Origin of the sequence: Gimesia panareensis, assembly GCF_007748155.1 — a bacterium.
Taxonomy (GTDB): domain Bacteria; phylum Planctomycetota; class Planctomycetia; order Planctomycetales; family Planctomycetaceae; genus Gimesia; species Gimesia panareensis.
The window spans coordinates 2,889,452-2,904,103 of the sequence record NZ_CP037421.1; the positions used below are offsets into that span (position 1 = coordinate 2,889,452).

Annotated in this window: 12 protein-coding genes; 6 read left to right on the forward strand and 6 right to left on the reverse strand. The window is 54.1% G+C overall.

Annotated features, from left to right (window positions below; genetic code table 11):
* Nucleotides 1-217: 217 nt before the first annotated feature.
* Nucleotides 218-1,216 carry a TIGR02996 domain-containing protein gene (locus Enr10x_RS10900; RefSeq protein ID WP_145108050.1) on the reverse strand — a complete coding sequence of 333 codons (999 nt, stop codon included), beginning with the start codon at nucleotides 1,214-1,216 and terminating at the stop codon, nucleotides 218-220.
* A 22-nt stretch (nucleotides 1,217-1,238) separates the two neighbouring features.
* Nucleotides 1,239-2,507 (reverse strand): NPCBM/NEW2 domain-containing protein, encoded by a 1,269-nt coding sequence (locus Enr10x_RS10905; protein WP_145449045.1) that lies wholly within the window; start codon nucleotides 2,505-2,507, stop codon nucleotides 1,239-1,241.
* A gap of 356 nt (nucleotides 2,508-2,863) precedes the next feature.
* Here Enr10x_RS10905 and Enr10x_RS10910 point away from each other — a divergent pair, with 356 nt between their 5' ends.
* A complete protein-coding gene (locus Enr10x_RS10910; RefSeq protein ID WP_145449046.1) occupies nucleotides 2,864-3,166 on the forward strand; it encodes a hypothetical protein in 303 nt (100 codons plus the stop codon).
* A gap of 562 nt (nucleotides 3,167-3,728) precedes the next feature.
* Here the strand turns inward: Enr10x_RS10910 and Enr10x_RS10915 are convergent.
* Nucleotides 3,729-4,520 (reverse strand): outer membrane protein, encoded by a 792-nt coding sequence (locus tag Enr10x_RS10915; protein WP_197997565.1) that lies wholly within the window; start codon nucleotides 4,518-4,520, stop codon nucleotides 3,729-3,731.
* A 570-nt stretch (nucleotides 4,521-5,090) separates the two neighbouring features.
* On the opposite strand from Enr10x_RS10915, the gene Enr10x_RS10920 reads away from it, so the two are divergent.
* Entirely contained in the window at nucleotides 5,091-6,311 is a 1,221-nt protein-coding gene (locus Enr10x_RS10920; RefSeq protein ID WP_145449048.1) for a hypothetical protein, read from the forward strand.
* 10 nt (nucleotides 6,312-6,321) lie between these two features.
* On the opposite strand, the gene Enr10x_RS10925 is transcribed toward Enr10x_RS10920, so the two are convergent.
* On the reverse strand, nucleotides 6,322-6,900 hold the full coding sequence (locus Enr10x_RS10925) for an HdeD family acid-resistance protein (protein WP_145449049.1): 579 nt from the start codon (nucleotides 6,898-6,900) through the stop codon (nucleotides 6,322-6,324).
* Between the two features lie 427 nt (nucleotides 6,901-7,327).
* On the opposite strand from Enr10x_RS10925, the gene Enr10x_RS10930 reads away from it, so the two are divergent.
* The gene (locus Enr10x_RS10930) at nucleotides 7,328-8,299 is read left to right on the forward strand and encodes a DUF1559 domain-containing protein (protein ID WP_261343256.1); all 972 of its coding nucleotides are present in this window, start codon (nucleotides 7,328-7,330) and stop codon (nucleotides 8,297-8,299) included.
* A 109-nt stretch (nucleotides 8,300-8,408) separates the two neighbouring features.
* Entirely contained in the window at nucleotides 8,409-8,828 is a 420-nt protein-coding gene (locus Enr10x_RS10935) for a carboxypeptidase-like regulatory domain-containing protein (RefSeq protein ID WP_145108031.1), read from the forward strand.
* Nucleotides 8,829-8,865: 37 nt separating this feature from the next.
* Here the strand turns inward: Enr10x_RS10935 and Enr10x_RS10940 are convergent, their stop codons facing one another.
* On the reverse strand, nucleotides 8,866-10,029 hold the full coding sequence (locus Enr10x_RS10940; RefSeq protein WP_145449051.1) for a prolyl oligopeptidase family serine peptidase: 1,164 nt from the start codon (nucleotides 10,027-10,029) through the stop codon (nucleotides 8,866-8,868).
* 205 nt (nucleotides 10,030-10,234) lie between these two features.
* Here Enr10x_RS10940 and Enr10x_RS10945 point away from each other — a divergent pair, with 205 nt between their 5' ends.
* Complete coding sequence (locus Enr10x_RS10945; RefSeq protein ID WP_145449052.1) at nucleotides 10,235-11,143, forward strand: alpha/beta hydrolase; 909 nt, start codon at nucleotides 10,235-10,237, stop codon at nucleotides 11,141-11,143.
* Nucleotides 11,144-11,213: 70 nt separating this feature from the next.
* Here Enr10x_RS10945 and Enr10x_RS10950 read toward each other — a convergent pair whose 3' ends face one another.
* A complete protein-coding gene (locus tag Enr10x_RS10950; protein ID WP_145449053.1) occupies nucleotides 11,214-12,734 on the reverse strand; it encodes a hypothetical protein in 1,521 nt (506 codons plus the stop codon).
* 189 nt (nucleotides 12,735-12,923) lie between these two features.
* On the opposite strand from Enr10x_RS10950, the gene Enr10x_RS10955 reads away from it, so the two are divergent.
* Nucleotides 12,924-14,648: an FAD-dependent oxidoreductase gene (locus Enr10x_RS10955; protein WP_232093310.1), complete on the forward strand. Its 1,725-nt coding sequence runs from the start codon at nucleotides 12,924-12,926 to the stop codon at nucleotides 14,646-14,648.
* Nucleotides 14,649-14,652: the final 4 nt, after the last annotated feature.

A 14,652-nucleotide genomic window follows, 5' to 3' on the forward strand; every position in this document is an offset into this window, starting at 1 on the left:
TGGGATCTCCTGTATGGGAAACGTGAGGAAACCCGAGATTCTAAACCCTGCGCCTACAATGGTTCTGGTGTACGGTTACGCTGAGGCTGGTGACCGCGGTCCTGGTGGAACTCAGCGACGACTGGGAAACCGGCATGAGATACCTGACAATTTAATGCTGATCACAGAGACCGAAGGCCCCGGAAATTTACAGAATGTTTGTTGCTTTATCGATCGACTACGCAGGGCCGATCCGCCTTCTCATATCCCGCTCGACTTGAATCGTGAGTCCCGGGCAGTCGCGGCGTAAGCGTTCGATCGCCGCGCGGCTCACTTTGGGAACGTCGATGGACAGATATCTCAGCGAAGACATTTCGGGAATCCCTTCCAGTCCCCGGTCCGTCAGCCGCTTGCCGTACAGACCGAGGAACTCCACCTGCTGCATCGCCGTGATGTATTTCATCGAGTCATCGTCCGGGTGCGAAGTGCCGATCACCAGACTCCGCAGATGCGCCAGGTGCGGCAACTGTTCCAGCGCCCGGAGGGAAGACGGCCGCTTCTGTAGACTCAGCAGCTGCAGGTACCGCAGGTGGGGGGCGGTCTCCGCAAAGTTTCGCAGTGCCTTGAGAGACAGTTCACTGGGACAGAGAATGAGCCCATGCAAGCCCTCAAACGGGAGCACCCGCCGATACGGTTTCTCCGGTGCCTGCTCACACCAGGTGCGCGTCGTGTCGAGCAGGAACGGGATCGCCTGGCACTCCTCGCGCATGTCGGCAATCCGGTTGAACGCTTCTGCATCCCTGGGATGCAATGACAACAGTTCCAGCCAGCCTTCCCGCCACGCCCGCGTCAGCCAGTCCCCCTCGTAAAGCCAGCGCGGGTCTCCCAGCTCGCCAATGATCATCCGACCGAAATGAACCCGCTGATACCCGGATTCATTGGGGGGCGTTTGCCACCATTCCGGCTGAATCGCTTCCAGCTTCTGCTTGGGATGCCACAACGGATCGGAACAGTGGCAGGCCACCGTGGTCCACTCGACGTTCGTGAAACTGATCCGCAGATCGCGCGTGTACTGACAATCCCCGCAGCAGAGACGTACCCAGTCCGCGCGTTGCCTGTGACCGTTCGCATCCAGCCAGTCCGCAAACGCCAGTCGGCGACTCATGTCCAGCGGATTGTCAAAGATCGGCCAGACCTGTTCCTCATACGGAATCGGCTTCGGTTTGCGTGCCCCCATCCGGTTTCTCCCAGAGTCAAGTTTACTCAGTCCTTAACTCCGGCTTGCCCCACACCGCCAGGTTATGGCTCGGTTCGGAACCTTCGCCGGCGATCGTTTGCAGCGACAGCTTCAAGACCTCAGACGAGGGCAGGGGGACGTCCAGCTGGACGGGTTCATCCCCTACGCGGACCGGTTTGGTGCGCACCAGTTCCTTGCCGTTCGCCACGACCGCGAACATGACGGCTCCATTTTTACCCGCGGTGGGATGCAGTCCAACGTCGCACGTGAATCGCGAGAAGACGTTCCCCGGAGCCAGCACGAAATCCAGTTCGAAGGGGGTGCCCATTCCATAACCGGTTTCGTAATCAGTCGTGCCGATCTTCAGGGGATGCAGTTGCCGCCTGGCGTCCATCGCCTGATTCACCAGGAACGGCTTCACGTAATACGGGTGAGGAATCATCCGCCCCCGAAAGTCAGGCAGCCAGTCGGTCAGCGGCTGTTCCGCGAACTGAAACTCCTGATCATCCACGTGGTCCGTCGCCAGGCAAATCGCGGTGAAGATCACATCCGCCGTATGCCGTCCGTTGGCCAGGGCCGCGGCCGCCCGGTGTTCGTCCGCCTTGGTGCCGTCTCCCTGCATCGTGTCCTGTACGATGGGAATGATGTGCGTCGCGGCATGGTGACGCAGCAGCTTCTGATGCTCATAGATCCGCAGCGCCGCTTCGGCACGCGTCCGTCCCAAGAGTAGGGGTGTATATGGTTCATCCGCCAGTTGATAATCGCCTGAATCCATGAAGCCGCCCGCTCCAAACAGATAGTTATAACGTGCCTTGTCCTTGGGGGGAGGCAGCAGCGTTTTGAGTTGCAGTTCGGAAACAGGACTGCTGTGTGCCGAGGGACAACCCGGATCTTCATTCCAGTGACAGAGCACGCCCAGAAACTTCATCGCTTCATCCGTTTTGCCCGCCTGCAGGTTCACAGCGATCTGCTCCAAGTACCATTGGATGGCGGTCGCACTCTGTGCCGGCGGGTTGACATCATGCAGCGACAGCCGCACGCCCGGCACCAGGCAATAGCGATCCAGCTGCGGCATTTTTCCGCCAGCGTGCTTATCCTGCAGCGACGTGTAATCCCGGCAGAGACGGGTGAAATTCTGCTGTCCAATCAATTCGGTTTGCCATTCCGGCAGCCGGGCCACCGCCCAGAGCCGAATCAGCCGATGCCCTTTCCCCCAGGCCCAGAGAGAATCCGACGCTGAAACGCACATGGTCAGGAGAATCAATCCAACAACAAGACAACGCACGCGCATGGCTCTTCCTCTGTTACGGTTGAGTTCGGGGAATCGATCGAGAGAACTCGATTCTAAGCCGCCGGCTGACAGGGAGCAAGGATGCCTGAAACCCTGAAAAGAATTGATCCCTGGAGATCAACTGGACGTTATCAGAATTCACCTTGCTCCAAATACAGATTGAACAGACAGCCGCATACTTGTATACTATCAACGTAGTCAGACTCAAACTCTCACTGGAACAGCCACTATGACTTCCGACAATAGCTCACTGATCACGGTCTCCACGGAACTCGAAGCCGCGCTGCTCGTCAACCTGCTCGCCGAACAGGGCATCACCGCCACGCGGTTGCGTTAGTAGAAACAGGAAGACTTCCATGCAATTTTCACTTGAAATTGGTCACGACCAGAAAAACTCGATCGAATTTCAGCGGCACTGGTTTTCAGGACGGACAACGATCAAGATCAATGGGGATGTGACAACCTTGAAAGATCCGTTCCAGCTTTCCACCCATGTCGATCTGGAATTCACCAAACGCTGGGAGTTTTCCATTAAAATTCCTGAGCCTGTCAAACTGGTCGTGGAACAGATTCGTCCTGTCCTGTTTGGCGGGTTACGGCCGCATCAATACAATGTGTATGTAGACGATTCACTCGTCCTGGAGAAATGTGGTTATTAGTTTTGTCAAGGCAGCTCTCTTCATATAAGCAGTTCAGACATGACAAAAAAAGGCTACCTTAGACTGCTCTCAATTTGTGCGATTCCCAGCATCGCGTATCTTTGTTACATGTTGGCAATGATCAATTTTCCTGACGACACCATCCAACCCACTCCATTTAATTTTGAAGTGTTTACTTTCCAGTATCTTCTGGGTTCGTGCATCTTCGTCTTCACGGTGGTATTGTTCTACCTGAGCCTGGTTGAGAATTTATGCCTTGTTGAAAAGTGTTGTCATTTGATCTGGACTTTTTTTGCAGGCATGTTTCTGATGAGTCTATCTGCATTTCTAATTCCAGTTTCACTCATCATTCTCGATGGATTTCCTGCCCCCTGATATTGACCTGCTGATCAGAAATCGAATTCATTTTCCGAGTTTCAGTGGATGACATTCAGCCAGAAAAAGAAAAACGCCTGAATCCTCACTACAAGGACTCAGGCGTTTTAATTTCATCGCTGTCAATCAAAGTCAGTATTGGATCAAAATCACAGATGGGTTTCAGACTGAACTAGCAGGGAACCGCCTATCGGCGGCCGATCAGATTCCCCAGGGAGTTGAACCGGATCCCCAGCATCACCTGGTGTGAGGTCAGGTCGGCGATATAATTTCCGCTAGCGATGCTGTGATTATAATTCGCACTCAGGTCAACGATCGCCGATCCGTAATCCATATAACGATACCCCAGGTCCATCGTCACTCGCTGACTGAGATCCCAGGTCACGCCCCCCCCGATCTGCCAGGCAAAGCGGTTGAAGCGGGACTGACCACTGACATAGGTATCGTCGACGCTCACTTTTCCGCCGTTAGCACCGATACCGCCACCGAAGTAAATCGTCTTGTTGTTTTTCAATGGAATATCGAGCCAGAGGTTGCTCATCACACTCCAGCGATCGTCATAGTCAACAATGTAGGTCTGTATTGGACCTTCTGTCTGAAAACTGGTTGTGGACAGACTTCCCAGATCGCGAAAGGCACCTTCGACTTCGAAACGGAGTGCCTTGCATTTGCAGCCGATGGGAATTCGTGTTCCCAGGGCCAGACCAAAATCATAGGCCACATTATTGTCAGAACCGCTGTTTGCCAGATAGGAGAAGCTGTTGAAACCGCCACTCTCCATATGATTGACTGAGGCATAGTTGTTTGCCGAGATATAGAACGAGACGCGGTCGGTCCAGCAGTCCTCCACACAGGGGATGCAGTCCAGCAGGTCGTCTTCGTTAAAACACTCGTAAACACCGGCCTCTAGATTCGCCGCGGATAAGAGACTCGCAGACAGTGTGACTCCCACAGCCAGAAACGTTTTAAGACAGTTCATCCTTCCTCCATGTCTGAAAATCAGCATTCCGCATTAATTGTCAACATCTGAGTCTGTATCCGAGAGGTCGGCTTCGACAGAGAAACCGATACAGGTCCTTCTGCGTATCGTCCTGATACCAGTGGCAGAACCCGACTTTCCCGCAGAACGGGGAGCGGATTCCCGATGTCGCGTCAGTTGTAAGTATCTGCAGTAATCTATGCATTCATCCTCAGGAAACAGTCATGCACAGAGAACGACTCCTGACGTTTCTGGTGAACGCGCCAGCTGTGCGCGCTGTCCCGTTCGGCTGAAATGGAGGGGAGCAGGGTGGTTGTAGCGGTTCTCAGATCACAGGCCCCCGGGAACCGCCCCGCAGGTCCTGCAATCTTTGCGCAAAGCGAAAAACAGGACGCATCACACCGCTGTCAGACTGAAAATATAGACATTTTGCACAACTTATATGATTTACTTCCGCTATTTTTCGTGGTACATTCACCACAGAAGGCCGCCGGTGAGCCACGCTCCTGCAGCGGCTCCTGCCCGATATTATCCCTGAAAAACGTTATTATCCCTGGAATCTCCCCGATCATGAATTTCTCGTTACGTCTGCCTCTGTTTGTACTTCTGTTCGCTGGTCTGAGTTGCCTCTCTGGTTGCAATCAGTCATCAGATACCGCGGGTTCTGACAAAGAATCACCCGCTGAAGTAGCCGGCTCTAAAGAACTCGAATCGCCGGAAGAGCTGCTGAAAAAAGTCGAACAGGCCATCGAAGTCGCTCAGCAGAAATACCTCGAATCAGAAAAACATTCTCCGTGGGAGATTTTTCACGGCATCCTGGCCTTCCGAAAAGATTACCAGATCCAGAAGGATGGCAAGAATGTCAACGCCCTGGAGTGGATCGCTTCCGGCATCACTTTTGAAGACGAACCCTGGTTCCAGAAGACCGAGTTCGGCGGTCGCCCTCATCCCTACACCAGGGAGAACGCGTTCGAAGGTCACAAAAATCAGTCCCTCGCAATCCTGGCGATGGCCGACGTCCCGCTGGATTACAAATTCCAGACTCCCGATGGTCCGATCACCGTGGCCGACATGGTCGAGAATGCCAAGAAAGAGATGCAGGAAAACGAAGAGGTCACCTGGTCTCTCTGGGCCCTGGTCCACTACCTGGGACCGGACGCCGTCTGGTACGACAAAAAAGGGGAAGAGTGGCGGATGTCAGACCTGGTCTACATGCAGAATAATACCATCACCAATGAATCCCCCTGCGGCGGCACGCACGCGTTATTTGCTCTCGCCTACGCACGAAACACCTATCGCAACGCAGGGCACCGCCTGTCGAGCTACTGGCTGGAATCGGATCAGAAACTGCAGCGCTACATTGAAGAAGCCAAAGCAATGCAGAACCTGGACGGCTCCTTCTCCTACGATTACTTCTTTCAGAAGAGTGCCTGTGAAAACTTCCAGGAACGTCTGGAAACAACAGGGCATACACTGGAATTCCTGATGATGGCGCTGCCTGACGACCGTCTCAATGAAGAATGGGTTCGCAAAGCGGTCTCGCTGCTGGCCAACGATATCATCGACAACAAAGGCGAAAAAGTGAATTATTCCGCCCTGTATCATGCCATCGATGGGCTGGTCATTTACCGCAACCGAATGGATCCCAATCGGACCGCACAGCTGGGAAGCAAAAGCTACCAGACGCCGGATGAGAGTGAAGCAGCTGTGAAAGACGTCAAAGTTCTCAAGCCGGTCACGCCTCCCGCACCAGCGGCCCCCGCATTACCTCCAACGCCGAAGAAGCAATAATCTGCGTCGCTTATTCCTGGGGAGCTTCTGATTCGCTGGACTGAGAATCGGCCTGATCCTGTCCGGACATGCCTGGCAGACTGCCTACATTCATCAGGAAGAATCCGGTCAACAGGAAGTCGACGCCGAGCAGTGTTCCCACGGCCCAGAGCCCGGAGAGGGGCCATTCTCCCCAGATCAGTCCCCCCAGCAGCAGCGAGATAATCCCGCTGAACAGGACCTGTCCCCAACCGGCAGCCGGTCGCATGCTGAAGGACATCACAATCTTCCAGGTCCCTTCAAACAGGAAGAACATCGCCATCATCAGGGTCAGGAACGAAAGCCCAAACAGCGGATGGCTGATGATGCCGAAGCCTCCCAGGATCATCAGGATGCCCAGGATAATATGCATCATTTTTCCAGATGAGTCCCCAACCTGCGAACTCTGAAACAGATACAGAAAACCGCCAAACAGCAACAGGGAACCGATCACCAGCACAACAGCAGTCCCTGCCACAGCAGGTGTAATCAGGGAAATCACCCCCAGTACGATCAGAATGATTCCGGTGAGTTTGAAGTTTTTGATGACGGGCGGGTTGGTGGTCGACATGATTGGAATCTCGCCTGGTAAAGAATAAGGTGCCGGAGATAAGTGAAAAACAAACCATTTACAGTACTGTTCAAATCAATGCAGCGCCTGATTTGAATCTGATTTCAGCAGTGAGGCACTGCGCAAAAAACATGCAGAGGCATCTACACTCTGGTCAGTCTTACCTGTTTCATTCTACTTCGGACGCCAGCTCGGATTCACTCAAGAATTCTCGAAAAGTTCTATTTTAGTCTGATTATGCACAAAAATCAGGCCAGTCTGACAACTCCCCTTTTCCCAATTGGCACGCTGCTTGCTTAAGAAGACTCATTATCTTTTTTTCTGATGACCGAACATTCTGCATTCTGCATTCCGATTGCTTTCACCTGCCAGAATGCGCGACGCTGTTCAGGCATCTGTGTCATTATTCTTTACCAAGGAGTTTTCCGTGTCCTTTCCCAACCAACGCCGAAAAGGATTTACCCTGATTGAACTGCTGGTGGTGATTGCCATCATCGCCATCCTGATTGCCTTACTGCTGCCCGCAGTCCAGCAGGCGCGCGAAGCAGCACGACGCTCAACCTGCAAAAACAACCTGAAACAACTGGGACTGGCTCTGCACAACTACAACGAAACGTTCGGTGTACTCCCTTACTCAGTCTCTCACTCCGGTTCCTGTAGTGGTGGTTCTGCGAGCACCTCTGGTTCGGTTACTCTGAACCACCGTGGCTGGCTGCTGTTGTTACCCTACCTGGAACAGAGTGCCTTATACAACAAATTCAATGCCAGCCTCGCTTCGGGATCATACAATCCCTCAGGCGGTACGATTGTCGCACCGGGCGCCTCAGGCAATCCCAATGATGTGGTGGTCTCCACCAAAGTCCCGGTCTTTCTCTGTCCGTCTGATGCGACTCCCGAAGTTTATGGAACCACTTCCAGTCCGCATTATTCCATTTCTCCCGGGAACTCGAGCCTGCTGGGTGTCTTCACGAATTACGATTTCAGCACCAACAGTGAGTACTCTACCTGTACCAACTGGGGAGCACTGAGTGTCACAAGTCGTCCCATGTTTGGTTTCAATGGTTGCGCCAAGTTCCGCGATGTCACAGACGGAATGAGCAACACCGTGGCCGTCGTGGAAACCACACGCCTGGTTGCCAACGGAGAAGGGACGGCCTGGGGCTTTGCCAAGTGGGTTGGTAACGGCACCAACTTCGCCGGCGCAAACATCAACACCTTTTATTCTACCGGACCGATCGGCAACCTCGCTTCCTGGGGTTACTCGGGAAGTCTCCACACCGGTGGTTGTCATGTCCTGCTGGGTGATGGTGGCGTCCGCTTCATCAGTCAGAATATTGATGCCACGACCCGCGTCTATCTGTCTTACATCGCTGACGGCAAAGTCCTCGGCGAATTCTAAATCTTTCGCACTGATTTTTCCCTCTCAGCCGGCGACTCTCACATCGCCGGCTGAGAATTCACCTGAAAACTATTCGAAACTGAATCCCATGGCTTCCAGATTTTTTTGCGTGCTGTCACTGTTATTCCTGACTGCCTGCGGCAGTGCCGATGAAAAACGTGATGAACTGAAAACGTTCCCAACCTGGGGAACCGTAAAGATTAAAGGCAAAACGGTACCGGGCATCTCTGTCGTTTTCTTTCCGGAAGGACAGACCAGCGGGCAGGGGGGACGCGGCACCACCGATGAATCGGGACAGTTCATCTTGAGATATCAAGACGGACGCGACGGCGTACCTCCCGGGAGCTACCGCGTGCTGTTTGAACATTTTGTGATGCCCGACGGCTCCAAAGTTCCCGAAAGTGAATTCCCCGCGGACGTCGGTGCCATCAATCAGCTGCCTCACAAATTCAGCGACTTCGGCACCTCTCCCTTCAAAGCCACCGTACCGGAAGGGGGCACGGCAGATCTGGAATTCGATCTGAAATAACGACGACGCGCGAGAGTGTCTCGACGGGGTCCCCGGTCTACTTTTTCTGCCCCAGCTGTTTCTGCATCAGCCAGTATTCAAAGAAGCGGTAGATCTGCTCGTTGGATTTGGGATTCGGTGAGTGCTTTTCGCGGTTGGTCATCGCCACCCGGTTTTTGTATCCCAGAAAATCATTGACGGCGATACTGTGATTCAAAGCCCGCCATTGTTTGGGCTGGTCTTCAGAACCGCCGGAGACCAGGAACGGCCGCGGGGCCATCAGAGCATGCAGCTCGTGCAGATCGTATCCCTCTTTGACGAGCCGTTTGTAGAGCCCGGTTCGGGGATTCTCTTTCGTTGGCAATCCACGTTTACGGAAGTCAGGGCCCTCATAACCCAGGTACCAGGGTTCCCAGTAATTGACACTGGGGCGGCTCTCGTCAAAGACAATTCCCCCATCCGACCAGGCAGCACAGGCAAACTTATCGTACAGGCAGGAAGCGAACATCGCCCACTTGCCTCCATAAGAGTGCCCTACGATGCCAATCCGATCGGGATCAACTTCTTTCCGGTTCGCCAGCACATGGAATGCATTCGCCGCCCCGTAAGCCAGGGCAGACAGCGGCTGGATTTCCGCCTTCTCCCGATTGGGATAATAGAGTGAATAGTCATGCCCCACCGAGAAGGTGACAAAGCCCCGTTTCGCGAGCGCCCGGGCGAAGTCCCGATCTTTGCCTTTCAGACCGACTCCCGTTTCCGGTTCGTAATAGACTACCAGCACCGCCGGGAGACTGTGATCCGGTTTCGCGCCATCAGGAATCAATAGATAACCGGTATTCGGATGACCGGGCGCAATATCAAACCGGACCGTGTACTGCGTGTAACCCTCTTTGTGCTCCTCTTTGAGCGTCTCGACTTGAGGATGCTCATTCACGGGAGGCCATTCGCCCATCATCGTATGCCAGGTCTTCAGAATTTCCTGCCGCCGTTTCTGCCAGTCTGCCTTGGATTTCACCGGACGACCATCGTAGAATTTTAAAGGCGTCTTAAAATCTCCCAGATCCCCTTGAAATTCCGGACCGGGCTGAAAGTAGGGTGCAATCTGCTGCCAGAGCTGTTGCGTTCGTTCCGGAGACACTTTTGCTGAATCGTCTCCCGCCTGCAGCAGCGCTGAGCTCAACAAACCAGATACTGACAAAATGCACAGAAACAATCGCTTCATGGGAATTTCTCCATCCTCAACAGTTTTCTTCTCCGGAGCAGCTGGATTACGACAGAAACTCATCATAGTCTGTTGATCCATTGAAAGGAACTGCTCAGAATGGTTTCTTGATTCCCGCCGCAAAACTGCGCAAGATGATTTTTAGAGGAACACAACGTCCGCTGAGCTCCCAATTCATTTTCACCTGATAAAAGGATCCTGTCCCATGCAACGCCTGTTTTTATCGCTCGCCCTGGCTCTGACGCTGATGGCATCGACCGCTCTGGCTGCAGACAAGCCCAAACCCACTCACGCTGATGTCTCCTACGGCCCCTATAAAATGGATAAGCTCGATTTCTGGGAAGCCAAAGGAAAAGGACCGCGGCCACTGCTGGTCTACATCCACGGTGGTGGCTGGATTGGTGGTGACAAAGAACGTCTGCCGGGAAACATCAATGTCTTCCTTGACAAAGGCATTTCCTATGCCGCCGTCAATTACCGTCTGACAGGCGAGGCACCACTGCCGGCTCCCGTGCATGACGCAGCCCGTGCGATTCAGTTCCTGCGTTCCAAGGCCAAAGAGTGGAACATCGATAAAGACAAAATCGCGCTGACCGGGGGCAGTGCTGGAGCCTGCACTTCGATGTGGCTGCTCTGCCACGACGACATGGCAGATCCCAAGGCCAAAGATCCGGTCCTCCGCGAATCGACCCGGGTGACCGCTGCTGCCGTTGGCGGGGGCCAGACTTCCATCGATCCCAAAGTCATCGAACCCTGGCTCGGTCCCAATGTGCTCAAGCACGCCATGATTTACAAATCGGTCGGCGGCAAAAGCATGCAGGAAGTCATGGACAACTACAAACAGCACGAAGCCCTGTATAAGGAATTTTCACCCTACAACCATGTCACCGCCGACGATCCGCCACTGCTGATGACCTACGGCAATAACATGAAACTCCCTTCAGAAAACGCCGGCCACGGCATTCATCACCCCGTCTATGGCGTCAAAATGAAGGAGAAAGCCGACAAGGTCGGCATGGAATGCCATCTGCTGATTCCCGGCGTTTCTAAATCAGCCAAATATAAAAACACAAATGAGTTTCTGATCGATAAACTCACAGGGAACGATTCATAATCCCGTCCCGATTTGTTGTCAAACATCGAAACACAGAGCCTTCACCAGATCAGGAATGGCTCTGTGTTTTTTATTGCGCAAACTGTTTCGCATCCAGTCGCGGATCCGACAGATCCAGGCGATACATGATCTGGTTATAATCATACCGGGGCGTTTTCACTTTGTTGCCGGAAAACAGCGTAGTGTAGGTCCCCTCGAAATAAATCAGTCGCCCATCCTCCCGGGCAAACAGCGGGTGCTGCTTCGGGTTGTAAAAGCTGTACCTGTCGTGCGTCACAATCTTACGGCCCCACTTCCAGGGACCGAGCGGACTGTCGGCCTCCGCATACCAGATCTCTCCCAGCATCGAGGTCCCGTTTTTCTGTGAAGCGATCATCGTCCATTTGTTCCGGTATGCGTTCCAGGCAACCGAGCTGTTGTGAATCTGCACGACCTGCTTCGTTTCGATGTCGCGAAACCGACTATAAGCTTCCTCTGCTGAGATTTTTCCCTGCTGAATCAGCTTCCGCTCCAGATCTGCATCCAGCGGCGGAACATTTTTTCTCCACGCGTATGCTAAAGCTCCCTCTGTGTCACGTTCGACAGTCCAGTCCTCATTCCCCGAACCCGGTTTTAAATAGGAATACGTTGCATACTCGGAAAGATCCGCCAGTGCAGTCGGATTGGCCGTCACCCGAATCAGCGGATAGGACAGCCCGAACAGAATATATTCCGTCCCCGCCATCTCATAACGCACGGGATGCCCCACCGGGTAGAGCGGGGCGTCGAAGTCGAATACTTTTCGTTTTTCAAACTGATTCGTTTCCGGATTGAATTCCACCAGCCCCCGTTCATACACCGTCAGCGGGGCTTTCACTTTGACATATTTCGCCAACAGTCGTTCCTGTCCTGATTTGTCTTTCAATGTCACCAGCGCATCGATCCAGGTCGGTCCGGCGCCCGGCATCTCACAGGTCTTTTTCGCAAAGCCGCTCGCATCGACGAAATAATCCAGGTTCACTCCCCGCTCGATCGGCAGGCCTCCCTTGTCGGGCAGATCGGAAACGGCCCCCGGCACCTGAAAGTTCCCCAGTGGATAGCTGGGACGGTTCGTATCGCCCCAGAACCAGTAGACTCGCCCCTGAAACAGGGCATTCTGCACACTGTCCGATCCCAGCACCTGTGCATTGAGCACCGGCTTCTGCAAAGGGACCGGCTCACCGGTCAACAGACTGTCCCGATAGATCCCGCCCCCGGTCACGCGATACAGTCGCTCTGCCAGATTGACGCGTTTCATTTCCAGAACCGCTTTTCCCCCCGGCGTGACCTGCAGTTTTTTCCCCCGATATCCAAAGCCATCTGCAGGGTATTCATAACCATGACTGCGAATTCGAAAATAGACTTCCTGATTGATCAGCCCCGGTTCATTTACGGCAGCGATCCCGTTACTGTCTGTCACATACAAGATCTGATTAACAGTCTCCAACTCGGCCAGGGGAATGCCCCGTTTCGTTTCGGCATCGATCACGCGAATCTGAAAATAGTCCCCCGCCAGCAGGCACTGTGGCACACTGCACCAGACGATCCACAGCAGACACAGTGATTTCCACATGTAACGCGCTCCGGTTTTTCTCATTTTCATTTTTCATTCCCCGAACAACAGCTCTTTCGTCCGGTCTCACTTCCGATATACTAAACAAGATAAAGTAAATGAGCCCCGAATGGACCACCTCACCGGTGCTTCGCTCATCTTAAACGATCCTCCCTGCAAATCTCATCTGATATTTTGAAAATCATCCCCATGCATCGACGACGCTTTCTACAACAGTGCGGCTTCTATGGCTCCGGTATCTTTAGTCTTGGATTTCTAGAGGCCATGCAGTCCCGCAGTTGGGCGGCCACGGCACCGCGTGAACTGAAAGCGGACATCGTGATCATCGGGGGCGGTCTGGGTGGTTGTGCCGCTGCCTTAGCTGCCTGCCGGAACGGGGCCTCCGTCATTCTCACTGAACCCACTGACTGGATCGGCGGACAGATCTCGCAGCAGGCGGTCCCCCCGGATGAGCACAAGTGGATCGAATCGTTTGGGCGCACGCAGTCCTATGCTCAGTTGAGGACACTGATCCGAGACTATTACAAACAGTATTATCCCCTCACCAGTAAAGCCAGCCAGACCGCCAATCTCAATCCGGGCAATGGTTCGGTCTCCCGCATCTGTCATGAACCGAAGGTCGGCATTGCGGCCCTGCAGTCGATGCTTGCGCCCCACATCAGCAGCGGTCAACTGACACTGCTCGTCAACACACTACCAGTTTCAGCCAGTTGTACCGGAGACCGCATCGAAAGCGTCGCCTGTCAGATCGAGGGGAGCGGCCAACCTGTCACGCTGCAGGGAACTTACTTTATTGATGCCAGCGAAGAGGGGGATCTGCTCCCGTTAAGTGGAACCGAATACGTCCTGGGCGCAGAATCCCAGGCACAGACAGGGGAACCTCATGCGCCGGAAAAAGCGGATCCCGGTAACATTCAGGCACTCACACACTGTTTTGCCATCGATCATCGGGCAGGGGAGGATCATACCATCGATCGTCCCGAGATGTACGACTTCTGGAAAGATCATGTCCCGCCGCTCAAGCCCGCCTGGTCTGGCAAGCTGCTCTCTCTCGATTACTCCCACCCGCGGACACTGAAGCCCAAGGCACTCTCGTTCGTCCCCTGTGGAAAAGAGACATCGGCGCCGCGCACGAAGTCGCTCAATCTCTGGCTCTACCGCCGGATGATCGACCGTAACAACTTCACCCCCGGTTCTTATGCCAGCGACATCACCGTTGTCAACTGGCCCCAGAATGACTTTATGCTGGGTAATATTACCGATGTCTCACCGGCAGAGCGGAAAAAGCAGCTCCATGCGGCCAAACAGCTCAGCCTCTCGCTGCTCTACTGGTTACAGACCGAGGCCCCACGTCCCGATGGAGGAGAGGGCTGGCCGGGCCTCCGCCTGCGAAATGATATCGTCGGTACCGCCGATGGTCTGGCGAAATATCCCTACATCCGCGAGTCGCGTCGCATCAAAGCGGAGTTGACCATCAAAGAACAGGACCTGACCTACACGGAACGCCTCAAGGTGCAAGGCAAAGACGAGAAACCGTTGCTGGCCAAACCCTTCGCCGACTCGGTTGGCATCGGCTATTACCATCTGGATCTGCATCCCAGTACCGGAGGTGACAACTACATCGACATGGGCAGCGTGCCATTTCAGATTCCGTTGGGCGCGCTGATCCCCCAGCGGGTCGAGAACCTGATCGCCGGCTGCAAAAATATCGGCACCACGCACATCTCCAACGGCTGTTATCGCCTGCATCCCGTCGAATGGTCCATCGGTGAAGCAGCGGGCGCCCTGTGTGCCCATGCGATCGCCAGCCACGCCACGCCGCGTCAGATCAGAAACACTCCACAGCAACTGGCAGACTTTCAGAACAAACTGAACGGGCAGGGCGTTGAACTGGCCTGGTCCAAGCTGAGCTAAAACC

Bases quoted from the DNA above. Each gene is read 5' to 3' on its own strand.
- Enr10x_RS10900 (WP_145108050.1), bottom strand. From the start codon at position 1,216: ATGGGGGCACGCAAACCGAAGCCGATTCCGTATGAGGAACAGGTCTGG.
- Enr10x_RS10905 (WP_145449045.1), bottom strand. From the start codon at position 2,507: ATGCGCGTGCGTTGTCTTGTTGTTGGATTGATTCTCCTGACCATGTGC.
- Enr10x_RS10910 (WP_145449046.1), top strand. From the start codon at position 2,864: ATGCAATTTTCACTTGAAATTGGTCACGACCAGAAAAACTCGATCGAA.
- Enr10x_RS10915 (WP_197997565.1), bottom strand. From the start codon at position 4,520: ATGAACTGTCTTAAAACGTTTCTGGCTGTGGGAGTCACACTGTCTGCG.
- Enr10x_RS10920 (WP_145449048.1), top strand. From the start codon at position 5,091: ATGAATTTCTCGTTACGTCTGCCTCTGTTTGTACTTCTGTTCGCTGGT.
- Enr10x_RS10925 (WP_145449049.1), bottom strand. From the start codon at position 6,900: ATGTCGACCACCAACCCGCCCGTCATCAAAAACTTCAAACTCACCGGA.
- Enr10x_RS10940 (WP_145449051.1), bottom strand. From the start codon at position 10,029: ATGAAGCGATTGTTTCTGTGCATTTTGTCAGTATCTGGTTTGTTGAGC.
- Enr10x_RS10945 (WP_145449052.1), top strand. From the start codon at position 10,235: ATGCAACGCCTGTTTTTATCGCTCGCCCTGGCTCTGACGCTGATGGCA.
- Enr10x_RS10950 (WP_145449053.1), bottom strand. From the start codon at position 12,734: ATGTGGAAATCACTGTGTCTGCTGTGGATCGTCTGGTGCAGTGTGCCA.
- Enr10x_RS10955 (WP_232093310.1), top strand. From the start codon at position 12,924: ATGCATCGACGACGCTTTCTACAACAGTGCGGCTTCTATGGCTCCGGT.